Source organism: Variovorax sp. dw_308, assembly GCF_019207085.1.
Classification (GTDB): domain Bacteria; phylum Pseudomonadota; class Gammaproteobacteria; order Burkholderiales; family Burkholderiaceae_C; genus Variovorax.
The window spans coordinates 26,148-52,167 of sequence record NZ_JAATOM010000018.1 but is presented as its reverse complement, the minus strand read 5'-3'; the positions used below and the strand labels follow the sequence as shown (position 1 = coordinate 52,167).

Annotated in this window: 25 protein-coding genes and 2 pseudogenes; 10 read left to right on the top strand and 17 right to left on the bottom strand. The window is 63.1% G+C overall.

Annotated features, from left to right (window positions below):
* Window positions 1-37 precede the first annotated feature (37 nt).
* The 5 genes from HCU76_RS26660 (at window position 38) to HCU76_RS26640 (ending at window position 4,971) form a co-directional block, all read left to right on the top strand.
* Entirely contained in the window at window positions 38-1,186 is a 1,149-nt protein-coding gene (locus tag HCU76_RS26660; protein WP_213958012.1) for an ABC transporter substrate-binding protein, read from the top strand.
* Between the two features lie 80 nt (window positions 1,187-1,266).
* Window positions 1,267-2,415, top strand: coding sequence for an ABC transporter substrate-binding protein (locus HCU76_RS26655; RefSeq protein WP_213958011.1), 1,149 nt, complete (start codon window positions 1,267-1,269; stop codon window positions 2,413-2,415).
* Between the two features lie 103 nt (window positions 2,416-2,518).
* Complete coding sequence (locus HCU76_RS26650; protein ID WP_213958010.1) at window positions 2,519-3,325, top strand: SDR family NAD(P)-dependent oxidoreductase; 807 nt, start codon at window positions 2,519-2,521, stop codon at window positions 3,323-3,325.
* Window positions 3,326-3,392: 67 nt separating this feature from the next.
* The gene (locus HCU76_RS26645) at window positions 3,393-4,022 is read left to right on the top strand and encodes an aspartate/glutamate racemase family protein (protein ID WP_218511087.1); all 630 of its coding nucleotides are present in this window, start codon (window positions 3,393-3,395) and stop codon (window positions 4,020-4,022) included.
* A 79-nt stretch (window positions 4,023-4,101) separates the two neighbouring features.
* Entirely contained in the window at window positions 4,102-4,971 is an 870-nt protein-coding gene (locus HCU76_RS26640) for an SMP-30/gluconolactonase/LRE family protein (protein ID WP_345944761.1), read from the top strand.
* On the opposite strand, the pseudogene HCU76_RS36845 reads toward HCU76_RS26640, so the two are convergent.
* A pseudogene (locus HCU76_RS36845) lies at window positions 4,972-5,112 on the bottom strand (helix-turn-helix domain-containing protein); the annotation flags it as partial.
* Between the two features lie 221 nt (window positions 5,113-5,333).
* A complete protein-coding gene (locus HCU76_RS26635; RefSeq protein WP_213958007.1) occupies window positions 5,334-6,266 on the bottom strand; it encodes a transposase in 933 nt (310 codons plus the stop codon).
* A 1-nt stretch (window position 6,267) separates the two neighbouring features.
* Between HCU76_RS26635 and HCU76_RS26630 the strand changes: the two genes are divergently transcribed.
* The gene (locus HCU76_RS26630; protein ID WP_213958006.1) at window positions 6,268-6,774 is read left to right on the top strand and encodes an H-NS family nucleoid-associated regulatory protein; all 507 of its coding nucleotides are present in this window, start codon (window positions 6,268-6,270) and stop codon (window positions 6,772-6,774) included.
* 310 nt (window positions 6,775-7,084) lie between these two features.
* A pseudogene (locus tag HCU76_RS36840) lies at window positions 7,085-7,180 on the top strand (transposase); the annotation flags it as partial.
* Window positions 7,181-7,904: 724 nt separating this feature from the next.
* Here HCU76_RS36840 and HCU76_RS26620 read toward each other — a convergent pair.
* Window positions 7,905-8,327 (bottom strand): hypothetical protein, encoded by a 423-nt coding sequence (locus HCU76_RS26620; RefSeq protein WP_213958004.1) that lies wholly within the window; start codon window positions 8,325-8,327, stop codon window positions 7,905-7,907.
* A 181-nt stretch (window positions 8,328-8,508) separates the two neighbouring features.
* On the opposite strand from HCU76_RS26620, the gene HCU76_RS36835 reads away from it, so the two are divergent.
* Window positions 8,509-8,871 carry a hypothetical protein gene (locus HCU76_RS36835; RefSeq protein WP_256354471.1) on the top strand — a complete coding sequence of 121 codons (363 nt, stop codon included), beginning with the start codon at window positions 8,509-8,511 and terminating at the stop codon, window positions 8,869-8,871.
* Here HCU76_RS36835 and HCU76_RS36830 read toward each other — a convergent pair.
* The 11 genes from HCU76_RS36830 to hydA all read right to left on the bottom strand — a co-directional run bounded on the left by HCU76_RS36830 (window position 8,868) and on the right by hydA (window position 20,172).
* On the bottom strand, window positions 8,868-9,167 hold the full coding sequence (locus HCU76_RS36830; protein ID WP_256354470.1) for a hypothetical protein: 300 nt from the start codon (window positions 9,165-9,167) through the stop codon (window positions 8,868-8,870). The genes HCU76_RS36835 and HCU76_RS36830 overlap by 4 nt on opposite strands.
* A 352-nt stretch (window positions 9,168-9,519) precedes the next feature.
* Complete coding sequence (locus tag HCU76_RS26610; protein WP_213958003.1) at window positions 9,520-9,870, bottom strand: hypothetical protein; 351 nt, start codon at window positions 9,868-9,870, stop codon at window positions 9,520-9,522.
* Between the two features lie 501 nt (window positions 9,871-10,371).
* Window positions 10,372-11,133 carry an SDR family oxidoreductase gene (locus tag HCU76_RS26605; protein WP_213958002.1) on the bottom strand — a complete coding sequence of 254 codons (762 nt, stop codon included), beginning with the start codon at window positions 11,131-11,133 and terminating at the stop codon, window positions 10,372-10,374.
* Window positions 11,130-12,047, bottom strand: a complete 918-nt coding sequence (locus HCU76_RS26600; RefSeq protein WP_213958001.1) for an allantoinase PuuE — start codon at window positions 12,045-12,047, stop codon at window positions 11,130-11,132. Before HCU76_RS26600 ends, HCU76_RS26605 begins: the two co-directional genes overlap by 4 nt.
* Window positions 12,034-12,570, bottom strand: a complete 537-nt coding sequence (locus tag HCU76_RS26595) for an ureidoglycolate lyase (protein ID WP_345944760.1) — start codon at window positions 12,568-12,570, stop codon at window positions 12,034-12,036. The genes HCU76_RS26600 and HCU76_RS26595 overlap by 14 nt, the downstream gene beginning before the upstream one ends.
* Window positions 12,537-13,475: an NAD(P)-dependent oxidoreductase gene (locus tag HCU76_RS26590; protein ID WP_213957999.1), complete on the bottom strand. Its 939-nt coding sequence runs from the start codon at window positions 13,473-13,475 to the stop codon at window positions 12,537-12,539. The genes HCU76_RS26595 and HCU76_RS26590 overlap by 34 nt, the downstream gene beginning before the upstream one ends.
* The gene (locus tag HCU76_RS26585) at window positions 13,472-15,133 is read right to left on the bottom strand and encodes an ABC transporter ATP-binding protein (protein ID WP_213957998.1); all 1,662 of its coding nucleotides are present in this window, start codon (window positions 15,131-15,133) and stop codon (window positions 13,472-13,474) included. The genes HCU76_RS26590 and HCU76_RS26585 overlap by 4 nt, the downstream gene beginning before the upstream one ends.
* Complete coding sequence (locus HCU76_RS26580) at window positions 15,130-15,975, bottom strand: ABC transporter permease (RefSeq protein ID WP_213957997.1); 846 nt, start codon at window positions 15,973-15,975, stop codon at window positions 15,130-15,132. Before HCU76_RS26580 ends, HCU76_RS26585 begins: the two co-directional genes overlap by 4 nt.
* Entirely contained in the window at window positions 15,972-17,015 is a 1,044-nt protein-coding gene (locus HCU76_RS26575) for an ABC transporter permease (RefSeq protein WP_213957996.1), read from the bottom strand. The genes HCU76_RS26580 and HCU76_RS26575 overlap by 4 nt, the downstream gene beginning before the upstream one ends.
* 67 nt (window positions 17,016-17,082) lie before the next feature.
* Complete coding sequence (locus HCU76_RS26570) at window positions 17,083-18,699, bottom strand: ABC transporter substrate-binding protein (protein WP_213957995.1); 1,617 nt, start codon at window positions 18,697-18,699, stop codon at window positions 17,083-17,085.
* Window positions 18,700-18,717: 18 nt separating this feature from the next.
* On the bottom strand, window positions 18,718-20,172 hold the full coding sequence (gene hydA, locus HCU76_RS26565) for a dihydropyrimidinase (RefSeq protein ID WP_213957994.1): 1,455 nt from the start codon (window positions 20,170-20,172) through the stop codon (window positions 18,718-18,720).
* A gap of 388 nt (window positions 20,173-20,560) precedes the next feature.
* Here hydA and HCU76_RS26560 point away from each other — a divergent pair, with 388 nt between their 5' ends.
* Together HCU76_RS26560 and HCU76_RS26555 are read left to right on the top strand one after the other, a co-directional pair.
* Window positions 20,561-21,292, top strand: a complete 732-nt coding sequence (locus tag HCU76_RS26560; protein ID WP_213957993.1) for a GntR family transcriptional regulator — start codon at window positions 20,561-20,563, stop codon at window positions 21,290-21,292.
* A 60-nt stretch (window positions 21,293-21,352) separates the two neighbouring features.
* Window positions 21,353-22,009: an HD family hydrolase gene (locus HCU76_RS26555; RefSeq protein ID WP_213957992.1), complete on the top strand. Its 657-nt coding sequence runs from the start codon at window positions 21,353-21,355 to the stop codon at window positions 22,007-22,009.
* Here the strand turns inward: HCU76_RS26555 and HCU76_RS26550 are convergent.
* From HCU76_RS26550 to HCU76_RS26540, 3 genes are all read right to left on the bottom strand, one after another.
* Window positions 21,956-23,125: an MBL fold metallo-hydrolase gene (locus HCU76_RS26550; protein WP_213957991.1), complete on the bottom strand. Its 1,170-nt coding sequence runs from the start codon at window positions 23,123-23,125 to the stop codon at window positions 21,956-21,958. The genes HCU76_RS26555 and HCU76_RS26550 overlap by 54 nt on opposite strands.
* A 37-nt stretch (window positions 23,126-23,162) precedes the next feature.
* Window positions 23,163-24,458 carry a porin gene (locus tag HCU76_RS26545; protein ID WP_213957990.1) on the bottom strand — a complete coding sequence of 432 codons (1,296 nt, stop codon included), beginning with the start codon at window positions 24,456-24,458 and terminating at the stop codon, window positions 23,163-23,165.
* A 143-nt stretch (window positions 24,459-24,601) separates the two neighbouring features.
* Entirely contained in the window at window positions 24,602-25,981 is a 1,380-nt protein-coding gene (locus tag HCU76_RS26540) for an MFS transporter (RefSeq protein ID WP_345944758.1), read from the bottom strand.
* Window positions 25,982-26,020 lie beyond the last annotated feature (39 nt).

The following is a 26,020-nucleotide window of genomic DNA, read 5'->3' as shown; positions in this document are numbered from 1 at the left end:
TCGGCGCGTCTTCGCTCACTTTTTCAAAGGACGAACCATGAAGACAATGCATCTTTCAAGGCGTTGGGCGGTACTCGGGATGGGGGTCGCGATGGCACTGGGAGCGGATGCAGCGAGCGCGCAGTCGAAGGAATACGTCATCGGCGCTCCTGTGGCGCTGACAGGGCCTTACGCCTGGGTCGGGGTGCCCAGCCGCGAGGGTATGGATGTCGCGATCGCCGAACTGAACGACAGCGGCTATCTGGGCACAGGCAAGCTGAAGGTGCTCATCGAGGATACGGGAAGCGACAAGTCGCAGGTCGTCGCCTTGATCAATCGCTTCGCGAGCCGCGACAAGGCGCTGATGATTCTCGGCCCCAGTTCCAGCGTCGAAGGCATGGCGGCGGCGCCCGTTGCCAACGACCTGAAGATCCCGATGCTCTCTCCGACCGCCGCATCCGACCGGATCAACAAAGCAGGGCCCTGGACTTTCCGAATGCCCGCCAGTCCGAGCGCGGTCTCTATAGAGGTGTGCAACTATGCCGTTAAGAAGCTGGGCATCACGTCGGTGGCGCTGGTGGTTGCCCGCGACAACGACGCCATCGTGACGCTGCACGATGCCACCTTGAAGTGCTTCAAGCAGCACGGCGTCAATGTCGTTTTCAACGATTCGGTGCTCGCCGCCGAGAGCGATTTCCTGGCGCTGCAGTCCAAGATGATTGGCTCGAAGCCTCAGGCGCTGTTTATGGCGTTAGGCGGCGAGCAGGCCGGAAACTTCGCCGTACAGGCGCGCCAGAATGGGATCGACGCCAAGGTCCAGTTCATGGGCGGACCTGCGATGGGCGCGGGTCAGTTCCTCACCATCGGCGGGGGCGCGGTCGAAGGGACCATTTATCCCGCCGACTACTTCGCGGGACTCGCCGGAAACGACAATAAGCGATTTGTTGCCGCCTACGAAAAGCGCTTCAACCGGCAACCGGATTTTGGTGCCGCGCTGGGCTATTCGGCGGTGAAGATGGCGGCGGCGGCCATCAAGTCCTCGGGGCCCGATCCGACACGCGATCAGATTCGCGACGCGCTGCGGTCCATCAAAGACCAATCTTCCATCATCGGAGCAGGCCGTTTCTCCTTTGATGAAGATCGAGGTGGAAGCTATACGCCATTAATTCTCCGGGTCAAAGGCGGAAAGATCGGCACCGCCGAATGAGCGACTCAGAACTTCCCTCCCATGAACTCGGCAACCAACGTTCATTCTGCGCTCACTCACTCTTTCTCGAAGGAATAACCATGAAGCAAAGGCACTTTTTGAGGCGTTGGGTGGGGCTCGGAACCGGGCTCGCCGTGGCACTTTCTGCGAACGCAGCGAACGCGCAGCCGAAGGAATACATCATTGGTGCCCCCGTGGCGCTGACGGGGACATACGCCTGGGTCGGAGTGCCCAGTCGCGAGGGGATGGATGTAGCGATCGCCGAGCTGAATGAGAGCGGCTATCTGGGCACAGACAAGCTGAAAGTGATTGTCGAGGATACCGGTAGCGAGAAGTCGCAGGTCGTCGCCTTGATCAATCGCTTCGCGAGCCGCGACAAGGCGCTGATGATCCTCGGTCCCAGTTCAAGCGTTGAAGGAATCGCGGCGGCGCCGGTAGCTAATGATCTGAAGATCCCGATGCTCTCTCCGACCGCCGTTTCCGACCGGATCAACAAGGCAGGGCCGTGGAGCTTCCGGATGCCCGCCAGCCCGAGCGCGGTCTCCATCGAAGTCTGCAACTATGCCGTGAAGAAGCTAGGCACCAAGTCGGTGGCACTTGTGGTCGCCCGCGACAACGACGGCGCGGTGGCACAGCATGACGCGGCACTGAAGTGCTTCAAGGAGCATGGAGTCAACGTCGTGTTCGATGATTCGGTGCTCGCCGCCGACAGCGACTTCCTGGCGCTGCAATCCAAGATGATTGGTTCGAAGCCCCAGGCGCTGTTCATGGCGCTAGGGGGCGAGCAGGCCGGGAACTTCGCCGTGCAGGCGCGCCAGAACGGCATCGACGCCAAGGTCCAGTTCATGGGCGGACCTGCGATGGGGGCGGGTCAGTTCCTCACCATTGGCGGGGGCGCGGTCGAAGGGACCATTTATCCGGCCGACTACTTCGCGGGACTCGCCGGAAACGACAACAAGCGCTTCGTTGCCGCCTACGAAAAGCGCTTCAACCGGCAGCCGGATTTTGGTGCCGCGCTGGGCTATTCGGCGGTGAAGATGGCGGCGGCGGTCATCAAGTCCTCAGGCTCCGATCCAACGCGCGAGCAGATTCGCGCCGCGCTTCAGTCCATCAAGGACCAGGCCTCCATCGTCGGCTCGGGGCGCTTCTCCTTCGATCAGGATCGGGGTGGGACCTACACGCCCGTGATTCTTCGCGTCAAGAACGGAAAGATCGTCGCGGCCGAATGACGTACTTCGGATCGACGATGCGACAGGTCCTTTAGGGGCTCGCACGCATCAGCGGAACGGCGGCCAAGCCGTATCAATCATCAACTAGGAAAGGTTTCTGGAAATGTCAGCGAAGAGGCTTGAAGGAAAGATCGCGATCGTGACGGGCTGCGGCAGCTCCGCACCCGGCTGGGGAAACGGCAAGGCCACCGCCGTTGTGTTCGCGCGTGAAGGCGCCACCGTAATCGGGACGGACGCCAATCTCGAAGCCGCGGAGGAAACGCGCAAGATCATCGAATCCGAAGGCGGCCGTGCCTTCATGTACGCTTGCGATGCGCTCGACAGTTCCCAGGTGCGCGCTTTCGTGGAGAAGGTCGTGCAGCAGTTCGGCCGCATCGACATTCTGGTCAACAACATCGGCGCGTCGGCGCCCGGCGGGCCGGTTGAGATCTCCGAAGAAATGTGGGATGCGCAATTCAACATCAATGTCAAGAGCGCCTATCTGGCCTGCAAGTTCGTCCTGCCGGTGATGGAGCGCCAAGGCAAGGGCGCCGTCGTGAACACGGGGTCCATCTCTGCGCATCGGTACACGGGCAAGCACCAGGTCGCCTACTCGGCAAGCAAGGCCGGGCTCGTGCAGTTCACGCGAGCGACTGCCGTGATGTACGCCCCGAAGGGGATCAGGCTCAACACCGTCATTCCGGGACTGATCAACACGGGTGCGCTTAAGGCGCATGCCGACCGCTACGGCGTCGACTACGACGCGATGTCCGAGGGACGCAACAAGGCGGTGCCGATGTTGCACATGGGTGACGCATGGGACGTGGCCTATGCATCGCTCTATCTTGCGTCCGACGAAGCGAAATACATCACCGGCATGGAAATCCCGGTCGACGGCGGCATCCGGCTCACGACCGGCATGTCGTATTGAACACAATGAAGGAAAAACGATGCCGCAGAATCCACTGATCGCACTCGTACACGCCATTCCGGACTCCATGCCCGCGGCCATCGCGGCTTTCGAGGCAGGCTGGCCGGAAGCCGATCTCGTGAATATCGTCGATGACTCACTGTTCCACAACCTCAGTTCCGGCAAGGCCGACCGGGAGGCGGCCGTGGCGAGATTCCAGGCCCTGACGGAGTACGCGCTCGGGCCGACCACGGACGGCCGCAGGCCGCAGGCCTTGCTGTTCTGCTGCTCGGCATTTGCCTATGCGATCGAGCTTGCGCGCGCCGGCCGGCAGGTGCCGATTCTCACGCCCGCCGAAGCTGGCCTAGAGCAGGCGCTGCAAACCGGCAGGAGAATCGGACTGGTGGTGTCTACCGACCCGGTCATGCCTCCGCTGGCCGAGGAACTGGCCAACATCGCGCGTGCCATGGGGCGCGACTATGAATTGGTGCCCATCGTTGCCGAAGGCGCGATCGCTGCCCTGCGCGCCGGTGACGGGGAAGCGCATGACCGCCTGGTGATCGAGGCGATTGCCGCGGCGCCCGCCACGGACGTGGTGCTGATGGGGCAGTTCACCATGTCCCGCGCCGCATCGGTCGTTCCACGCGATCGCATGCCACCCGTGCTGACGACGCCAGGAGCAGCTGTCCATAAACTGCGCGCGCTGCTGCAGCATTGAAAACGCGAACCGCTTCACAAGGTCCAGAGTCCTCATGTTTGAACTTCCTCCTCCCATTACCACCAGGATCTTTGCCCGCGTGCCCAATGACACCGCGGCGGGGCCCATCGATCCGGAATGGACGGCGGGGCAGCTTGCGATCGCCCCGGCGCACGGCGTTCTGGAGGGTCCTTCCTTCGATCTCGACGGCAACCTCTACTGCGTGGACGTTCCGCGGGGCTGCATCCACCGCATTGCGCCGGACGCCAGTGTCGAGCTCTTCATCCAGTATGACGGCTGGCCCTGCGGATTGAAGATCCATCGTGACGGCACGATCTTCGTCGCCGACATGAAGCACGGCCTGATGAAGCTGGACCCCAAGACGCGACGCATCGAACCGGTGGTCACGCGCTACAAGCTGGAGCGATTCAAAGGCATCAACGACCTGTTCTTCGCTCGCAACGGCGACATCTATTTCACTGACCAGGGGACCACCGGATTGCATGACGCGACCGGCCGGCTCTTTCGCCTGAGTGCGTCGGGCGAGTTGACCTGCCTGCTCGACAACATTCCGAGCCCTAACGGCTTGGTCATGAATGCCGACGAGACGGTTATCTACCTTGCCGTCACTCGTGGCAATTGCATCTGGCGCGTGCCGCTGCTGCGCAACGGCATGCCGTCGAAGGTCGGCCTGTTCATTCAGATGACCGGAGGATGGGGGCCAGATGGCATCGCCCTGGACACCAAGGGCCGCCTCGTGGTCACGCATGTGGGCTTGGGCATCGTGTGGCTCTTCGATCCCTCGGGTGAGCCGGTCTACAGGATCAAGGCATGCGAGGGCACGCACGTGACCAACGTGGCCTATGGCGGCCCGGACGGCGCCACGCTCTACATCACCGAGTCGCATTCCTCGACCGTGCAGGTGGTGGAATTGGATGCACCCGGAAAGCCGATGTATTCCCACCACTAGCAGCGTCTTGGCGATCACTTCATCGACGCGCGCATCGTCGATGGTTCTTGGCGGACCGCTGCGCGGCGCATCCAGCAGGCCATCGAACCGATGAGCAACGAACCGTGCCCGCCACTTACTCACCATCTGCGTATCTGTCCGAGCAGCCCCGTTGCTTGGTGGAATATTCAGATGTCCATCACGTGGCGCAGCATGTGGAATGGCACTCGCCCGGAGGAGGCGTCCTCGCATTCTGAAATGACAGTGCGAAAGCGAACCATCGAACACGCGTTCGGAACTCTTAAGCTGAAGTTCCACGACCAGTCAGGCGAGATTCCCTTGTGATTCAAGCACTTGCCTGAATTTGCGGGGATGGTTTCTGTCTACGGAGTGATGGCCTGGGCGAGCGCGAGGGCGCGCTGATGCAAGGGCTGCGCGGTGGTGACGATGTCGAAGGTCGGCGCATCGGGGGCGCCGTCGGGCGTGCGGCAGGTGTTGCGCACGACGGTGGCGAGTTCGTTCATCAACGTTGCGAAGCTGTGCGCGGGGGTGCCGTCGGCCAGCGTATGGGTTGAGACCTTTTGCTGCGCTGTCCCGGAGCGTTTGGCAGGGGCCACCGGATCGCGCGTGGCCTTGGCCTGTTGATCGGTATCGGCGAACATCAACTCGCGCCAGGCCTCGCGCAGATGCCACTCGACGTAGTAGGCCAGCATGCACAGGAAGATGTGCGCGCGCACCCGGTCGGCCAGGCGGTGGTGAATCGGACGCACCTTCAGATCGATCGTCTTGATCGAGCGGAATGCGCGCTCGACATTGGCCAGCGACTTGTAGTTGCGCACGCACTGAGCGGCGTCCATTTGCGCGGCGGCCACCGAGGTGCGGATGATGTACAGGCCGTCCAGCGCGGCCTCGCTGGCGATCTCCTCCAGCTTGCGCGTCCAGGACAAGGCGATGTCGGTGATGCTCAGCTCGAAGTGCTTGGCGACCTTGTACTGGTTGATGACGCGACCCACCCGCAGCCCGATGGCATCGGCCCCTTGGAGCTTGCCCGCGTGCACGCGCTGCTGGACCTTGGCCAGGTTGGCCTCGGTGGCGGCGAGCAGTTCCTCGCGCTTGTGCGCGCGCAGCTTGGCCAGCGCATCGTTGCGACACGCCACCAGGCGCTCGCCGGGATAGTCGGGCGAGGCGAGTTCCACCAGATTGCGCTCATCGAACAGGCCCAGTTGCAGTTGGCCCTGCTCGACCAGCGAGCGGATCGAGGCGCTCTTGAGCGCCGTGATCCAACCCACGCCGTCGCTCTCGCGTTCAGGAGACACGATGGCCCAGAGCTACGCACAGATCCAGAAGCAGATCGCATCATTGCAGCGACAGGCTGAAGCAATTCGCCTGAGCGAACTTAAAGGCGTTATAGACCGCATCAAAGTCGCAATCGCGCACTACGGTCTGACACCTGCGCAGTTGTTCGGCTCGACCAAGTCGCCCACGTCGAAGAAGACCGTTTCAGTCACTGAAAAGTTTGTCGACGGGAAAGGCAACGCGTGGTCAGGTCGTGGGCCCCGACCTCAATGGCTCCGCGATGCAATTGCGGCGGGAGCGAACATCGATGATTTCAAGCCTGCTCCGGTCTCAAGCGCTGTCGCCGACAAATCCTCAACAGCGGTGGCCAGCGCTACCGTTAAGAAAGTAAAGCGCGCGGCATCAAAGGCCCTATATGGCGACGATATGGGCAACACTTGGACCGGACGCGGACCCAAGCCAGGGTGGCTGAAGTCAGGGCTGACCGCTGGCAAAGATCTTAAGGACTTTGCAACGCAAGCAGACTGACCACGTCGCATCATTGGGGTTGCGGCAGGTCCACCTAGACTGCCAGTCGAAGCGGAGGTTCAGACTGTTTGCGGTTCGGAGCGCTTGTAGATGGTGACCGCTCAGCGCTACGTTGCAGGAGTCGAGCAGCCAGACGACCGCCCTGCTTGCTTCCATCGTTGGCCGCTGTTAGACATGTAGGGAGCCACGACTCAATCTAGGCGACGTGGAGTTCGCAGTTGCTGTTGTGACGTCTCCCCCGAATTCCGGACTTTTCAAAACTAGAGGTACGGTTGCTTTCCGGTGGCCCGAAGGGGCGCAAGGAGAAGCAATGAAAAGGTCGAGATTCAGCGAGGAGCAGATCGCGTATGTGTTGAGGCTGGCCGAGTCGGGGACGCCTGTCGTCGACGTGTGTCGCCAGATCGGCGAATTTGCGACGTCGTCCGCGTCGATGCGCCTTGTGATGCTGGCGGGCGAACAACATAATCAGCCCGGCAACTGCAATTCAAGAAAACAGGAATGCCTCGTCGTCTTGCTGTGCAAAGCGCGAGGCAATTCCCACCTGATGCCCCAAGCCCCCGCCGGGCGACTCGTGAGCTTGGCAACCTGAAGAAACGTGCCGTACGAATCGGGCGCAGTCAGGCATGAAGTCGGTCGGTCCGAGCCTGCGCGTGAACGTTTTTGATCCGGCGGACCATGTCAAAGTCCCTGCCATCGGCAGGCCCAAGACCGCAAGCATCCAGTAGACCCCGCAGTCCAAGGGAATGCGCATTGCGCCACGCCCAACATCAGGGCAGTGGTCTTCGAAGGAGTGAGCCTGTTCTCCGCCCCGTTGTGATCGAGGTGATCGCGCGCACCGGGTTACCGCCAAGCGCGTCCGACCACGACCCGCGCGCACCGGCATTCAAGGCATGCCGCGCAGTTCAGAAGGCCTCACCGCCGGTGGGGGGCCGCTACGGATGTTGGATCCTGTGTGAGGTCCCGAAAGCATCACCAGACGTTGCCGCGGCCTGCGCAAGCCAGTTCTTCAGTTCTTCAGCACCTCGCAGAATTGTTGCTGCCACTCGGGCCGCGAGAGTTGGTGGTCCGCCCCTCCGATGACATCGTGCTGCATGAGCGTGCGCCATACAGTGCGCGGGCATAGCTGTCGCTCACGGCATGCGGCACGATCTGGTCCAGGCCGGATTCGACGAGCAGCCCTCGAGGTGGACGAGCAACTCTTCGCCTCCGAACCGCGCGCACGCGCCGAGCGCCTTGTTCTGGCGCGGTTTCAGCGGACGCTTGCAATACGCCGCGAGGTCCTCCTTGTCGAGTTGCCGCCTTGGGCGTGGTCCAGCCCTCGTCCGACAATCCAGTTGCAGCGCGTGGAAGCGGTCCAGCAGACCGGACTGCGTCAGCCGGTCGACCAGAGGCTCTGGGCAGGTCAGACGGATCACGCCTGCGGCGTTGCGCTTGGAAACGACCAGCTCCTGTTCGAAGTCGCCGACGGCGACCTCGACCTCCCGCGGCCTGCAGCACTTCCGTGCCGAAGTCGGTGAGCCGGTAGCCGCCGGTGTGGCGCTGGACCAGCGCACAGCCGATGTTCGTGATGAGCGACAAGTTCGTCGACCTGCGCACCGGCGGAGGCCGACGTCGCGCTGCGCTCAGGCGACACCGACGATGCGGTGATGGTCGGGCGCAAGGTCGGCGACTCGCTGTGGCCCGTCTATGCGAGCAGGGACTATGTGGCGCGGCATGGCCAGCCCGCATCCATCGATGAACTTGCGGCGCACCCGCTGGCGGGGTTCGAAGAGCCCATGGCAGGCCATCGAGCCATCGAGCCATCGAGCGAGCCAATGGCTGCTCCAGGTGGCACCGGCCGTGAACATCGTGGCCCGCAGCGTCAGCGTGCTCGGGCTGCTGCTGTCGGTGAAGGCCGGTGTCGGCATTGCGCCGCTGCCGACTGCCCTCGGGGATTCCGAGGCGGACCTGGTCCGGGTGCTCCGGGCCGATTCCGGCGCTATCGCGGGACTGGCGCCTGCTGGCGATGCCCGAGATCCGGAAGACGGCGCGCGTCAGCGCCTTCTTCGACTTCATGGTGGCGGAGTTCGAGGCTCTCAAGCGATCATCACGGGCTAGCGAGGCAAGCCTCGGGCGCGCACGAAACGCACCTGCGCCATGTGCGGCAATTCGTCCCGCACCAGTTCCCGGGCGTCGTCGTCGACGCATTCGAAGAGCGCATCAGGGATCTCGTCCTGTTCCAGCGAGAACAGGATCTCGATGGCCTCCTGCTGGGCTACGGAGAAGGTACCGGTACGGTGCTGGAACTTGTCGGCCGCTGCGATGGGCACCAGTTCGCACAGATCGAGCAGTTCGAGCACGTGCTTGACTTGCGAGGGCGTGAGGGGCTTGGGGATCGCGGATGACTTCTTCATGGCAAATGAATCCTTGAGAGACGTGGCAGAGGACTGTTCCCGGGGTTGTGGAGCAGTCTCTGCGCCAGTGCTTAAGCGTCGCTGAAGTCGGCTTTGCCATGAGCCCTGCGGATCGCAGGAACCCGATCCCGGCGTGTGGAAAGTCTCCTCACGGCGCTGATCCTCCGCGGGCCGTCGCGCCATTGCGTCGGCATCCGCCGAAGCGACGCATCCGTCTCTATCAGGCGCCGCAGCGGGAGGCTCCGCAATCCGCGCTGATGCCAGGCTCTTCCCCGTTTTCTCCGGCGCTTGGCTTTTGGGCTGCGCCGAATAAACGGTTCACGCAGACCCTGCCGCGCGACGCGGGCCGCGGCTACGCCGCCTTGCGCAGTGGCACCGCCACGCGAACTTGCAGCGCGCAACAGACCTCTACCAGTTCCGCGGCAACGGCCGCCGGTTCACGGAGAAGTTCCGCCACATCGCGTTCTCCTACGCAGTGTCCCTCCAAGCGCACATAGATCCGCGGGAAATTCCCCCCGAGACCACGTGCCACATCAAGCAGGCAATCCGCCAGTGTGGCAAAGCCCTCGTCGACATAGGACACCGGTGGCACCACGCCATGCGCACGCGGCGCCCGAACGCCGTAGGTGTAGGTCGACGCGAGCTTCCGCAGTTCGACAACTGGCTGCATCACACGATCGGCTTTCGCAACAATTTCGAGCATGGCCCAGTCTAAGGGCCGCCGCCGCCGCCGCGACAACGGCTTTGGCGTTCCGACCGGCGGCATGGGCACGGGCAGAACAACCGCACGATTTCTTTACCTTACATAACCAGTGCAACGCCGGGCCTGTACGACAGGTATTTGCGGAGCCGCTGTAGGTCCTTGCCTAGCGCTTCGCGAGCGCGACGTGCCGGCTTGGGCGCAGGCACCGTCGAAGGCGACGCCATCGCGTGCTGCTGCGCGCCAATTGGGCAGACATCGAAACGCGCGAGTTCCTCGACACGATCACGCCCGGGCCGGCGCAGAAGAGAGGGCACGGCTGAATGCGCCGTGCGTCGCCGCATTCATCGTGGGCCTTGCGGAGTCGAAACGCGCTCCGAATTGCGGAACGCTTTCCCGAACCGGCTTCTTCTGCTCCGCTACTAGGCGAACGCGATCGAGCGGAGCGACCTGCATACCGACAGCAACCCGGCCATGACGCATCAGACAGCCAAGTTGGACGGATCACAACATGACGTCGCCCCCGTTGGGCGACAAGGTCTGGCCTGAGTAGAAAGCGCCGGCGTCCGACGCCAGCAGCAGGGCCGTCGGCGCGATCTCGTCGACAGTTCCGAAACGGCCGATCGGCAACTGCCCCTTCTTCATGTCCAGCCATTGGGCGCTGTGGCTGCGAAGCAGTTCCGTGTCGACGGGGCCGGGTGCGATCGCGTTCACCATCACGCCGACGGGAGCACCTTCGTAGGACAGCGCTCTCGTGAAACCAACGACGCCGGCCTTGGCCGCACAGTAGTGCGCAAGGCCCGGTGCGCCCTTGTAGGCCAGTTGCGATGCGATGTTGATGACACGGCCATGGTTGCGCTCGACCATGCCGCCGAAGAACGCCCGGGTCACCAGCATGGTCCCCCGGAGGTTGATGCCGACGATGCGGTCCCAGTCGTCGTCGCCCGTCTCGCTGAACGGCCGATCCCCGCCTCCCACGCCCGCGGAGTTGACGACGATGTCGACTTCACCGAGCACCGACCGGGTCCACTGGGCGAATGCCGTGACGGCGACCGGGTCGGACACGTCGCAGGAGGCCGCGTGAACCGACAGCCCCCGGCTGGACACCCGTTGATTGAGTGCACGGACTCCGTCTTCGTCGCCAACGTGGCAGATCGCGACCTGCGCACCGTGTTCGACAAAGGATTCCGCGATCGCTGCACCGATTCCGCGGCTGCCGCCGGTGATGACGGCCCGGCGGCCGGTCAGATCGAAAGTGTTTTTCACAGGGATGAATCCGGTTTGTAGGGGTGGAAGCAGTGCCAGTGCTGCGCGATCTCGACGCGTCGGGTGATCCATACGTCAGGGAACCGGGCGACGTGATCGAGAAATCGTTCGAAGGCCGCCGCTCGCGCGGGATGGCCCACCAAGCGCATGTGCAGGCCCACCGACATCATCTTGGGCTGGGACTTGCCTTCTCGATAGAGCATGTCGAAGGCATCGCGCAGGAAGCCGAACCATTGGTCCCCCGTGCTCACGCCGGCGGCGAACTGGCCGTCGTTGTTGGTGAGCGAATAAGGCACGACGAGGTGGGGTTGGCCCTCCACGAGCTGCCAGAACGGCAGTTCGTCGCCGTAGTAGTCGGAGTCGTAGAGGAAGCCGCCCTCCTCCTTCAGCAGGCGGCGGGTGTTCACGCTGGGCGAGTAGCGGCAATACCAGCCCAGCGGACGCTCGCCGATCGAGCGCTTCAGCGATTCCACGGCGCGACGAATGTGTTCACGCTCCTCGGCCTCGGAGAGAAGGTAGTGCTTGATCCAGCGCCATCCATGCGAGCACACGTCGAACCCCGACGCGCGGATGGCCTCGCACACTTCTGGATTGCGTTCCAGTGCCAATGCGCACCCATAGATGGTCGCCGGCATCTGGCGCTCCTGCAGCAGGCGAAGGATGCGCCAGAAGCCGACGCGGCTTCCATACTCGAACAGGCCTTCGGCCGCGAGGTCGCGCCCCGGCACGCCGCTGTTGAGTCCGCTGCTCTCGGTGAACCAGGTCTCCGTCTCGCTTTCGCCGTCCTGCAGGGATGGCTCGGATCCCTCTTCATAGTTCAGGACGAAGTTCAAGGCGAGTCGTGCGCCGCCGGGCCACTGGGGGTCGGGCGGGTTCCGGCCGTATCCGACGAAGTCTCGTTCAAGGTGATGCATGGTGACTGTCTTTCAAGGCGTATGGCAATGCGATGGCGAGCGGCGGAATGTTGGCGAAGCTTTCGTCGCTCCCGGTTCCGTCGCGCCACATGAAGATGGCGTGCGTCGACGCGCGGTCGAGCACGTGCAAGCCCAGGTGCCACGTGCCGGGAGCGTAGGTGACCGCCTGGCTTGCCGAGGCAACGAATGCACGGATATGGGCTGCGTCCGGCTGCCCACTGTCGTCGGGGGCGACCACCACCAGCCAGCGGGCGGCATTCATCGGGACGAAGGTTTGCGAGGAATGCGCATGGCGCTCGAGACTGCGGACCACCAGGCTTTCCCCGAGCATCGGCGCGTTGCGGACCAGGGACAGCGACGGCTTGGCGTGCGGTCGCGCCGTCGAAAGCGCGCCGTCGAAGTAATCGCGCCCCGGCTCGATGGGCGAAGGATGGACTGCGCCGAACGGTGCGAAGCGTTCGGCGTTCAACTCGACCGGATGCACACGCCTCACGATCGAACCTTCCTCTGATTGGCCAGCCATGCCGAGTAGCTCGCGATGCCTTGCTGTAAATCGACATGTGGTGAGTAGCCCAGATCGCGGCGAGCGGCTTCGATGCTGAATCTCGCCTGCTTCTCGTCGACGGGGTCGTCGCCGGCTTTCAGCTCGATGTCGGCATTTTGGTGGACGACCCTCACCAGCCGCGCAACCTCGCCGAGCGCAACCCGGCCATCGCCCGTGATGTTGTAGGCGTGCTGTCGAAGCTGTGGCGCATCCAAGGCCAGGAGCAGTCCGTCGACGGCATCGTCCACGTGGATGAACTGTCGAGGGAAGTCGAGGCCAAACGCCATGCGCGTGGGCCGTTGCGCCTGCGCGTCCTCGATCATCGTGCGGATGACGCAATCGGTGGTGCGCCGAGGGCCGTAGACCCAGGAAAGGCGCACGCTGACACCCGACAGCCCATACTGCTCGGCGTAGGCCTTCACGATGTATTCGGATGCCACCTTGCTGGCACCGTAGAGGCTGCCGGGCCGCAGCAGCACGTCTTCCTCGATCGACGACTCGCCGTCGGTCACTGTGCCATACGCGCTGGTGGACGAGCAGTATACGAAGCGGCGGGCTGCATGCACGCGGGCCAGTTCGAGCATGTTGGCTGTCCCGACGATGTTCACCTGCACCATCGAGTACGGGCTGTCCCTGGCAACCATCGGACCGGAGTAGGCGCCGCAGTGAACCACCGCATCGATGCCGTCTTTCGCGAGCGCGTGCAAGCAGTGGACATCGCCGAGGTCGCAAGGCTGCACGTCGACACCATCGGCAATGGATTGCGCTTCCCGGTCCAGCGCGATTACCGGACGACCCAGCCCCGCGAGCTTCTGGACCAGGGCGCGACCGACGAGTCCGGCCGCGCCGGTCACCAATGTCGGCTTTTGCGACAGCCCGGTCATTCGTGCACCTCCATATGGGGAAGGTTCTGGCGAGGCTGCGCACGAACTTCGATGGGAAGTTCGGCATCCAGCAGTTTGCGGGTGTAGGCCTCGACAGGACTGGCGAAGATCTTCTCCGTCTCGCCCTGCTCCACGATCTTGCCGTGACGCATCACGGCCACGTAGTGCGCCAGCGATCGGACGGAGTTCAGGTCGTGCGTGATGAACAGCGCGGACAGGCCCATCTGCGCCTGGAGGTCGCGCACGAGGTCGATGATCTGTGCTCGCACGCGGATGTCCAGCGCGGTCGTCGGCTCGTCGAAGATGACGAAGTCGGGTCGGACCGAGAGCGCTCTCGCAATGCCGACACGCTTTTGCTCTCCCGCCGTGAGCTCGTGGGGATACGACTCCAGGCGGTTGCGTCCGATGCCGACAAGGTCCAGCAGTTCCAGCACCCGCGAGGTCTGGTCGGCACGCGTCATGGCTTCGCCCAGCTTGAGGGGCTCCGCCACCAGGTCGCGTACGGTCCATCGCGGATTCAGCGCGACGTAGGGTTCCTGGAACACCATCTGCATTCGACGGCGGATCGGCCGGAATCCGCGGTCGGACAGCGGCAGCGTGTCCTGGCCGTCGAAGCGGATGACGCCGGAGTCGGCCGCGAGCAATCGCACCAGGCATTGGCCCATGGTCGTCTTCCCGGAGCCGCTCTCTCCGACGAGCGCCAGCGTCTCGCCCTTGCGGATCGATAGGGAGACGCCATCGACCGCCCTGACGACGGACTTCGAGCCATCGACCTTGAAGGTCTTCACCAGGTCGACCACTTCGAGCAATGGCGGTCTTGATCCGCCGCCGGCACCGGCGTCGCCCGATTCGTCCATCGGGGTGGGCCGGACGCTTGCCGCCTCCAGGAGTTCACGGCTGTAGCGTTGCCGCGGCCCCTCCTGCAGGAAGGATCGCACCGGTGCCAGCTCGATCAGCTGGCCCTTGCGCATGATGCCCACCCGGTCGCAGTAGCTGGCCACCATCCCGAGGTCATGGGTGATGAGCACGACGCCGAGGCCCAGTTCCCGCGCCTTCTGAACCATCAGGTCCAGGACCTGCAACTGGATGGTCGCGTCGAGGCCGAGCGTCGCGTCGTCGGCCAGCAGTACCTTCGGCTGCGCGATCAAGGCCATCGCGATCACGACGCGCTGCGCCATGCCGCCGGAGAGCTCGTGCGGATAGGCGTGGGCCCGCGCCTCGGGGTTGACGATCCCGACCTGCTCGAACAGATGGATCGAATCCCGCCACGCCTGTGCCTTGCCAATGCCGCGATGGGCCCGGAGCACGCGTGCGATCTGCTCGCCGACCTTGACGACCGGGTCCAGCAGTGCCTTGGCGTTGGTTCCGATCAACGCGACGCCAGCGCCCCTGAGCATGCGCTTCTCGGTGTCCGTCATCGTCGCAACCGGTTGCCCGGCCACGAGGACCTCGCCGCCGCTGATCCGGCCCGTGCCGGGCAGCATGTCGATGATAGCGCGGGCGAGGACCGACTTGCCGGCCCCCGTCTCGCCAACGATGCCGATGATTTCACCTTGCTTCAGCGAGAAGCTGACCCCTTGCAAGGCGGGTGTGTCGGCGTGCGCGAACGATACCGACAGGTTGCGCACTTCAAGAAGCGTGGGACTGGCGTCGCTCATGGTTGGGTCCTAGATTGCGGGTCGAACTTTTGCTTGGCTGAATCGCCCAGCAGCGCGAAGGTCAGCACGGAGAACACGATCGCCAGCCCGGGAAACAAGGCGATCCACCAGATGCCGAGGATCATCTGCTGCGCGCCATTGCTCACCATCAGGCCCCACTCGGGCACGGGCATGCGAACGCCTGCGCCGACAAAGGACAGCCCGGCGGTCAGAAGGATCGCCATGCCGATGCTGATCGAGATCTGCACGATCGCGGGAGTCAGCGCATTGGGCAGGATGTGACGGAACATGATGTCGACGTCGGTCGCTCCGCTGCAGCGCGCTGCCGCAATGAATGGCCGCTCGCGCAGGGAAAGGACTTCTGCCCGGATGAGGCGGGCGAACACCGGCGTGAACAGAACCGCGAGCACGATGGCCACGTTCCAGATCTCCTGCCCCATGACGGAAACCAGGACCATGCCGAGCACGAAGACAGGGAAGGACTGGACGAAGTCGAAGATTCGCATGGCCAGGGAACTCGCCCAGCCCCGGTAGTACCCGATGGCCAGGCCGATCGGGACGCCGAGCGCGAATGCGATGGCGACGGCCGTCACGCTGATGAGAAGGTTGATGCGGGTGGCAAAGACGACCCTGGAGAAGATGTCCATGCCGGACACATCGGTGCCGAAGAGGTGCTGCCAGGAAGGCGGCTGCAGGGAATTCATCGGATCGGCAGTGACCGGCGAATACGGCGCGATCCACGGCGCGAAGACGATCGCCACCACCTGGATGAGCAGGAGGACGAGACCGATGGACATGCCTCGGCCGCCCGTTCCCCGGAAGAATGCGTTCAGTCTGTTCATACTTCAATCCTTGGATCTGCCAGGCCGTAAAGGACGTCGACGACGGTATAGACGACCAGGATGAAAGCCGAGGCCACCAGGACAAAGCCCTGGAGCGCGGGATAGTCGCTGTTCATGACAGCCGATACCGCGTATTGCCCCAGGCCGCCCCAGGCGAAGATGGTCTCGACCAGCACCGCCGCCCCGAGAAGGAACCCGAACAGGAAGCCGACCATGGTGATGATGGGCGGCAGGCTGTTGCGCAAGGCGCTTCGGATGAGTTGCGCTTCCGTGAGCCCGCTGGCGCGGGCGTGCCGGATGTACTCGCTTCGATAGTTCTCCGCAAAGACCATCTGCGTCATCTTCATGAGTGCGCCGGCGTTCACGATGGCCAAGGTCAGGACGGGCAGGCAGAGCCGTCCCAGCGCCGATTGAAAGGCGGTCAGGTCGCCCGCCAGCAAGGAATCGATGGTCAGGAAGCCCGTGATGACCGGCGGCGCGGACACGATGGCATCGAGGCGGCCAAAGGGCGCCGGCGCGATCCCGAAAAGGTAGAAGAGGAAGTAGATGAGCAGCAGGCCGACCCAGAAATCGGGAACGGCGCCTGCGGCAAGGCCGTACACCTTGCTCACCCGGTCGACGACACCCTTGGGACGAACCACCGACACGATGGCCAGGCTGACGCCGATCGCGATCGTTAGCAGCATCGCGTACGTGATGAGTTCGAGGGTGGCCGGCACGCGGTCGAACAGATCGACTGTCACCGGGTTGGCCGTGAACATGGAGGTTCCCAGGTCCCCGTGCACCACGGTTGCGAGATAGCTCACGAACTGGGTCCACAGGCTTCCGGTCAGCCCGAGCCGTTCGCGAAGGCTGGCAATCTGTTCCGGCGTGGCCATGTTGCCTAGCATGAGCAAGGCAGGATCACCGGGCAACAGGCGGATCAGGAGAAAGGTCGCCAGCAGCACGCCAAACATCTGGGGGATCAGGATGGCGAGACGCGACAGGACGATTCGCAACGGTCGCGGAAGCGATCGAAAGGTCGAGCGTAAGGTGAACAAAGTGTCACTCCTTGGTGGATCTGGACAGGATGCGCCGCAGCGCATCCCTGGAGGATTCGGCGTGGGGCTACTTCTTGTAGAAGTCGTACCAGCTGTTGCTGTTGGGCGTGTACCAGCTGTAGCCGGCGACACTGGCGCGCGTGGCCAACTGGTAGCCGGGGTTCATCAGGAAGACCCACGGCGACTTCTCCATCACGATTTCCTGCACGCGCTTCATGCCTGCATCGCGCTTGGCCATGTCGTTGCTGGACAAGCCTTCGTTGATGAGCCGGTCGACCTCTGCGTCCTTGAACTTCGGGTAGTTGATCAGCGAGGCACTGTTCAACCAGAGATTCGCGACATAGGCGGCGTCGGGAACGATGGCCATGTCGCGGAAGAAGTACATGGGGATGGTTCCCTTCGAGTACCGCTCGACCAGCGTGGAGGCCGGGAGCTTGACGAGTTCGACATCCACGTTCGCACGCGCAAAGGCGGTCTTGAGGATGACGGCGATCTCTTCCTCGATCTGGTCGCCGGTGCGGTAGCCCAGTTGCGTCTTGAATCCGGCTTCGAGGCCGGCTTCCTTGAGCAGCGCCTTGGCCTTGGCGACGTCTTGCGTGTAGTGGAAGTACTGGTCTGTGAACGAGGGATAGATCTCCGAGATGGGGCTCTTGGTTGGCCGAGCCTTGCCGTAGTAGACGGCCTTCAGGATCTCGTCACGCGGGACCAGGTAGTTCAAGGCTTGCCGCACCTTGACGTTGTCGAAGGGCGCGCTCGTGTTGTTCATCTCGACGCGATGGATGTAGTTTCCGAACACCTGCCAGACCTTGAGTTGCGGATTCTTCTCGAGGGTCGCCAGTTCGCGCGGCGACAGCCATTCGGCCACATCGACCGCCCCGCCCTGTAGTGCGGCCAGCCGGTTGGCCGAGGTGGGCATCTCGCGGAAGATGATCTTCTTCAGTCGCGGCGCGCCACGGTAGTAGTTGGGGTTCGCCTCGTAGACCACCTCCTGCCCTGACTGGAACTTGGTGACCTGGTACGGCGCGAAGGATGAAGAGTGGTTCGAAAGCCAGCGCGAAGCCCAGGGATCCTCGGCGACGACGTGCTTCCTGGCCTCGGTGGCGTCGAGGATTCCCAGGTCATTGTTCACCCAGATGCGCTCGATCAGCGGTGACGTCTTCGGCAACGTGACCTTGACGGTCATGTCGTCCACCTTGGTGAACGAATCCTCGAACTTCTTGACGCCGAGGATCTGCGTCATGTACCAATGGAAGTTGGCATTCTTGTTCCAACCTCTCTCGAACGACCACATCACATCGTCCGCCTTCATTTCGTTGCCGGCCGCGCTCTTCACGCCCTTGCGCAGGAAGAAGGTGATGGAGGTCTTGTCCTGGGAAACTTCCCACTTCTCCGCGAGCCCGCCGACCAACCTGTCGAAGTTCTCGACCTGAACCCCATCCACGGTCTTCGCCTCATAAGCCAGCAGCCGCTCGTAGATGTTGCGCTTGGCCTCGTGCGTCGCTTCTGTCGGCGGATATTCCTGGTCGAGCGATTCCGGGGTTCTGGGGCCAGCGACGACGAGGATCGACTTCGCGTCCTGTGCGTGCGCCGGCGCCAGCGCCGCGCAGGCGAGGAAGGCTGCCAGGCCGAGGCGATACGCAGGCTTCAGGAACCGACGGTGCGGCGGTTGGGATTCGATGGTCATGGATGCTCCGGGTGTTGCTCAGGGGTTGATGGGATGGGGAAAGATCTCGTCGCGCGGCGCACGCGCAAGGACCGAGGGGCGACCTGCAGGCAGGAACTGGCCGCGATGGCGGGGGCCCACGAACGCCCGGCCGTCCCACATCACCTCGCCTCTCAGCAAGGTGCAGCCTGGCCAGGCCTTGAGTCGCATGCCTTCGTAGGGCGTGTAGTCGACCTGGTGGTGCAGTGCCGTGTTCGTGATCACGACGTCGCGCTCGTCCCAGATCACGAGATCGGCATCGGCGCCGATGCAGATGGCGCCCTTGCGGGGATGCAGTCCGTAGGTCTTGGCGGGGCCGGTGGCCGTCAACTCGACAAACTTTTCAAGGCTGATGCGACCGGACAGGACGCCCTCGGAATAGAGGAGAGCCATCCGCGTCTCCAGGCCCGGAATGCCGTTGGGGATGTGCCTGAAGGCCACCTGGCGGCCTTCAGGTTGCTTGCCTTCGGTGCCTTCGAACTTGAAGGGCGCATGGTCGGAGGAGAACACGGTGAAGAGTCCGTCCTTCAGGCCGTCCCAGATCACTTGCTGGTTGGCCTTGTCGCGCGGCGGCGGACTGCAGATGCACTTCGCACCGTGGTAGCTGTCGTCGATGCCCAGATCTTCCGCCGTGAGGAAGAGGTACTGAGGGCATGTCTCCGCGAAGATGTTGAGTCCCTGCGCCCGCCCCCACCTGATCTGTTCGATCGCTTCGCGGCCCGAGACATGAACGATCAGGATCGGCACGTCGACCAGTTCCGACAGCGCGATCGCGCGGTGCGTGGCCTCGCGCTCGACCAGCATGGGACGCGACTGCGCATGGAAGCGCGGCGCGGTGCGCCCCATGGCTTCGAGCCGCCTGGTGAGCCACTCGATGCAGTCGGAGTTCTCGGCATGGACCATCGCAATCGCCCCGTGCCGCTTCGCAATGTCGAGGACGTCCAGGATCTGCCCATCGTCCAGCTTCAGGTCGTCGTAGGTCATGTAGACCTTGAAGGACGTGTAGCCGCTCTTGATGAGGGCTGGCAGTTCCTCCCTCAGGACGACGGGGGTCGGATCACTGACGATGAGGTGGAAGGCATAGTCGACATGCGCCTTGCCTTCTGCCCGCTCGTGGTAGTCGAGCACCGCGCTCTTGAGACTGGAACCCTTCTGCTGGGCCGCGAAGGGAATCACCGTGGTCGTGCCTCCGCAGGCGGCGGACAGGGTGCCGCTGTCGAAATCGTCCGCCATCCTGATGGGTGACGGGGACGGCTGATCCAGGTGGCAATGGGCATCGACGCCGCCGGGCGTCACGATCCGGCCGCCTGCATCGATCTCCCGCGTGGCTGCGGCGAGCCCGACGCCGAGTTGGACGATCTTTCCGTCGCGAATGCCAATGTCGGCATCGAACACGTCCGAGGCCGTGGCGACCCGCCCGCCACGCACGACGACATCATATGAACATGCAGTCAATTAACTCTCCATGCACCAAAATAATCAACAAACCTTGCACATATTGTCGACAAAATATTGTATTTCAAGCAACTACTCGTTGTCAACGCTATTGTTGAATCCTGTGACGACAATAATTTTGTGCGCTCTGCCCCGTGTGTCGAACGAGTGGAAACCCTTGGTACGAGGGCGTAGGAGCGAAGGTGCTGGTCGCACCTGCCTGGGCGCTGCCATCTCGACGAAAGATCACTCGACCCTCGAGCGGATTGCCGTTGAGGTTTGAGGCACATTCGCACACGAAACCGGGCCACCTGCATCAACAACCAGGCGGGATTGGATTGTCGACAACCCTGTTGGCGATCCAGTTGCAACCGGGATAGACTTCAGTTTTGGCCCGGAAAATCCATCGATGCGAGCTGCTTCCCCCACTGCCATCCCCTCCACTCGTCAAGACAAGGAAGGGAACGAGGAGATCTATGAACGGATCTACGTCGCCATCCTTGAACACCGCCTGCTCCCCGGCTCCAAACTGCCGGAAGAAAAGATGGCCAAGGTGTTCAACGTCAGTCGCTCGCGCATCCGTGAGGTGTTGTCCCGACTCGCGTACGAAAAGATCGTCGAGCTGATCCCGAACCGCGGCGCCTACATCGCCAGCCCAACAGTCGCTCAGGCGCGCGACGTGTTCGAAGCCCGCCGCGTCATCGAGCCAGCGATCATCCACAGGCTGGTGCAGAACAAGAGCGAGCTGGCACTCGAGGGGTTGCGCAAGCACCTTGATCTCGAAGCGCTCGCCAGGAAGCAGAACGACACGCGGTCCGTGATTCGACTCTCCGGCGAATTCCACAACCTGTGCGCCAAGCATGCGGGCAACGCGGCATTCACACGAAGCCTGCGCGAACTCACCAGCTTGACCTGCCTGATCATCCTGCTCTATGACGCCGCACTTTCCGACAGTTGCCGAGCCGACGAGCACGCTCTGATCGTGGAGGCGATTGCAAGAGGAGACGGCGTGCAAGCCTCACAGCTCATGCTTCATCATCTGGATCACATCGAGAGCAGCCTGGAGCTGACCGACCGGTTGAATGCCGAGGTCGACATCGACGCCATATTTGGTGCGCCGCGGGTCGACGCCGCAGCCTGAAGGCTTTGCGTCGTAGGTGCTCGCTCTTGCCAGGCATCGCAATCCGCACCGCCCCCCCTCATGCCCTGCAGCACCTTGAATCAGCAGTTGGCGTTCCTGCGCGAGATTGATCGACTGAAGAGCGTAATTCGACAGTCGCCGCTCCTTGACCGAAGCCGCAAGGAGAACAGCGCGGAGCACTCCTGGCACCTGGCGATGTATGCCCTGCTCCTGCAGGAATACGCCGCTGGAACGGTGGACGCCGCACGCGTGATCCAGATGCTCCTGATACACGACATCGTTGAGGTGGACGTCGGAGACACGCCGATCCATCACGTCCCTGCAGGCGCATCGCAGGCCGAGCTGGAGGCACGCGCCGCAGTACGCCTCTTCGGCATGGTCCCGGGTGACCAGGGCGCCACCTTGCTCGCACTCTGGCGCGAGTTCGAACTTGGACAGTCCGATGATGCGAAGTTCGCCAAGGCCCTGGATCGGGTGCAGCCCCTTCTCGTGAATATCGGCACCGCCGGCGGCACCTGGACGGAAAACAACGTCACGCTCGAGCAGGTTCTTCAACGCTATGGCCCGACCATCGCACGAGGTTCGCCGACGCTATGGGCCGCTTGCGAGCAGTGGGTGCGAGAGCACTTTGCAGCGCGCGACGAGCGTCAAGGAGACTCCGCCTCAGTGCCGAGAGCCAACCCCGATCCACATCAAGTCCTGTCCGACGACCAGTGAACCGCTGAATCCCTGCTGCGCCTTGGACCAGCGTGCCGGGTTGCCGTCGGCGGGGGCAAGGTGCGACAGGACGAGCGTCTTCGCCTTGGCTGCCTGAGCCACCGCGCCCACCTCTTCAATCGTCGTGTGCGAGTGGAGCAGGTGGTGCGCCTTGGCCGCCTGTGAGGCGTTGCGCGGCATTGGCAGCAGTTCGTCGACCCAGCGCGTATCGATGACTTCGTGAACCAGCACATCGGCCTTGTCGGCAAGTCGAATCAGGTTGGCGCTCGGACTCGTGTCGCCAGAGAACACGATCGAGCCATCTGCCGTATCGAAGCGGTAGGCGAACGACGGATAGACCGGCGGATGGCTGACCAAGGTCGCGGTGACCTTGACCTTGTCGTCCTGGTAGACAAGGAACGGCGGCATCTCCGGCGCAGGATTCCTGTTTTCATCCACGACGACGCCTGCGGGGAGCCTGATGTCTTCGACCTGGACCAGCGAACGAGGATCAGGCTTTTGACTGTCCCTGATGTTGTCGTTGATGTCGATCGCGAACGCGCTGTAGATGGACTCGGTCATTCGAACGGTGCCAGGCGTCGGGTCCTGTGGACTGACGACCGCCACGGCTGCCTGCCTTCCCTCCATGGGCACCATCGACCCGCGCGATCCGGGGCCGAATATCCTGACTGGACTGCGTCGCGTGCTGAGGCCGTCCGAAGTGCCGAACATGAAGAGTCCCGGGTAGCCCACCACTTGGTCCGCATGCAAATGCGTGATGAAGGCGGCCCGAAGCGCAGCGAGCCCCCCGCCTGGATGCTTCCCGCCGAGCCCTGCCTGAAGGAAGTGACGTTGCCATCCCTCACCGAAGTCAACGAGGTAGACGTCGCCATCGACCTCAATGGCCGACGAGATGCCTCCCAGCTTCGTCCCATTCCATGAAGTGCGACCACCCGCGGTGCCAAGCAGCACAAGCTTGGTTCGGTAGTCGTGCTGGATCGTGCGAGCCGCGGACGCGGACTGCGCAGCAGGGGTGGTGAACGTCGTGCAACCCGCCATCCCGACCAACGCAACACATGCGCAGGCGAGAAGCGCCAGAGGGCCGTACACGGTCGGATGTCGTGCAATATTTTCCATCGGGGTCGAAGACTGGACTTGAATGCTCCGGCAGCGATCAGAAGGCATGGCGGATGCCAACATCGAACCCCGTCGACATGCTCGGCGCCCAGCGCGAATTGCCTTGCAGGTACGAGTAGGTCTTCAGGTTGACCGAGGCGCCCATCACCGACGGGTTGTTCTGACCGTCGTCAACCTTGATTCGCGCGACGGTGGTGTACAAGGCTGTTCGCTTGGAGAGGTTGTGCACGTAGCTCAATGCAACTTTCGTCGCCTTGGACGAGAGTTCACCGAGGCTTGCTGCGGGTGGTGACAGGAGGGTGCCGGCGACGTTGGTGGACCTGACCTGGCCATAGGACGCACGGATCAGCCCGGGGCCTACGGGAACCGTGGCGCCGATCATTGCGCCGCGGTAGCTGTCCTGGTAGGCCCTGTAGATCGGGCCGGCCTGCGGCGAAGTCGTCGAGACGCGTTGATCGTCCTTGAGCCTTGAGAACTCGCCAAACAGCTTGACCGGGCCGAAATCGTAGGACGCCCCCAAGTTGAGCGTCTTGATCGTGTCTTTCAGCGCGGCGGTATCCGTTTGCACGCTCTCCGCGTATGCGAGCGCTATATCCAGGCCGTTGGAAGCGTAGCCGAATCGACCACCCGTGTAGCGGGCGCGCACGCTGGGGTTCGGATTGGGCGCATTCGAAGTCTTCACGCCTTCGGGCAGTGCGTACATGACCTGCCCGTAGAACCCTCCAAGACCGGACGGAAGAAAGTATCCGATGCTGTTGCTGGCACGCGTGTAGTTGTCGGTGTTGCCCGACAGACCACCGTTCAGGCCTGTCCCGACATAGGGCGCGCTGAGCGATGGCCCGGCTCCGGGCATGAGTCCGGCATTGACGACAGAGAGGTTCTGCGCGACTTGGTAGAGCAGGCTCGCGCCGACTCCTACAGCGCCCATCGGATCGAAGATCACGTCGTTCCAGAACGTAGGAACGTTGTCGCGGCCAAGCCGCAATTCGCCAAGGCCACCTGTCAGACTCAGCGTTGAGCGGCGCTGGAAGAAGCCGACATTTCCAACGTCGTTGGCCAACGATCCTTCCAACCAGAATCCGGCGGCCAGTCCTCCTCCGAGATCTTCGGAACCGCGAAATCCAACGCGGCTCGAGTTGTAGCCAGAGTTGCCCAAGACGGTTTGGCTTTGGCTAGGCGGCGGCGTGGTAGCCGGGCTGCCGGGCACCACATTGCTCTTGACGGTGTAATGGCTCACCGAAGCGTCGACGACACCGAACAAGGTGACGGATGACTGCGCCGTCGCACTCCCGGCGATGGCAAGAACACTCAGGGCGGCTATCGAACGTTTCACGGTGGTTCCTTCTCTTTGGTTCAAACAAAAATCTGCAAGCGGCATCCGGCACGCGCGCTTGCGCCTGCGCGGCATGAGCGCTTCGCTCGAGCGATGGCTGATGGGGTTGCAGGGGGCGCCAGGCTTGGCGCCGGGGCGGGGCGCTATTGCGCCGGGCTCACTGACTTTCGAAGGGGAGAGGCGACGGTCAAGTCGTCGCTGTCGATGTGGGTGCCGCTCTCGTGGTCGCGTGGTTCCACAAGGGGTCGATAGCGGCCAAGCGAGAGCGCGAGGCCTGCCGCCAGCGCGAGCAGCACGGGCATGATCGCGAGTGGCATTGCGTAGGAGCCGGTGTTGTCAAAGTAGATTCCGACAACGATGGGCCCAGCGACGGCACCCAGTCCGTAACCCGCAAAGGCGATGCCGAACAGCGAGCCGAACGCGTCGAGACCGAAGTACGACCGGATGAGGTACGCGATCATGTCGCCCTCCGCACCGATGGTCAGGCCGACCAGGAAGCACGCCGCCAGCAGCAACGGATAGGTGTCGGACACACGGATCAGGTAGGTGCCGACGGCACCCGCCACGAAGAAGCCGCAGGCAACGAACGGCGCATGAATCCTGTCGATCAGGACGCCCGTCAGGATGCGACCGACCAGGAGCCCTGCCCCGACTGTCGAAGCGCTCCGCGCAGCATCCATGGCAGCGAAGCCCTTGCCGACAAGCATCGAAGGAAGATGCGGCCCAAATGACAAGGTCGCGGCGGAGGCCAGGACGAATATCGAGAAGATGGCCCAGAGGCGCCACGAGCGCAGCGCAGCCGCAAATGAACGGCGATAGGCGTGGCCATGCGCGTGCGCCAGATCCTTGTCGAGCTGCGTGCGACGTTCCTTGATCAGCAGCCAGGCAGGCACCGACAATAGCAGCGAGCCGCCACCCAGGACAACGTAGGCGGTCCGCCAGCCCAGGGCCGAGACCAGTGCCTGCGTGAGGCTCGGCATGACGATGGCGCCAGCGCCCAGGCCGCACATCGCGATGCCCACGGCCAGGCCCAATCGTTTGTCGAACCACTGCGGCAGAACGGCGAGGTATCCCAGGACGGACGTCGCTGCGCCAGTGATTCCGACGATCAGTGAAATCCCCGCCCACATCAGCTTGCTGCCATTCTGCAAACTCATCGAAGCGACGCTCGCGGCGAACAGCACGATGGCAACTCCGATGACGCGCTTCACGCCGTAGCGGTCCATCAGTCGCCCCACCAGCGGACTCACCAAAGCGAGTCCGAGCATCGATGCCGCATAGGACAGCGATGCATCGGCGCGGCTCAAGCCGAACTCATGCGATACCGGGCCAAAGAAGATGCCGGCCGTGCTGTTGAAGACCGGTGCGAAGCCCGCAAACATGCCGATCGACGCCGCAAGGACGACCGCGAGGTAGGTCCAGCGGGACGGTGTATCTCGGCGCGCTTTTTTCATCTTTGTCTCCATTGGTTTTGTTGCATGGCTCACGGCGCATGGCCCACGGTGCGCTGCCTGCAGCAGCATTAATTGATGCACCATTAATATGACTTTAGATTTTATTTG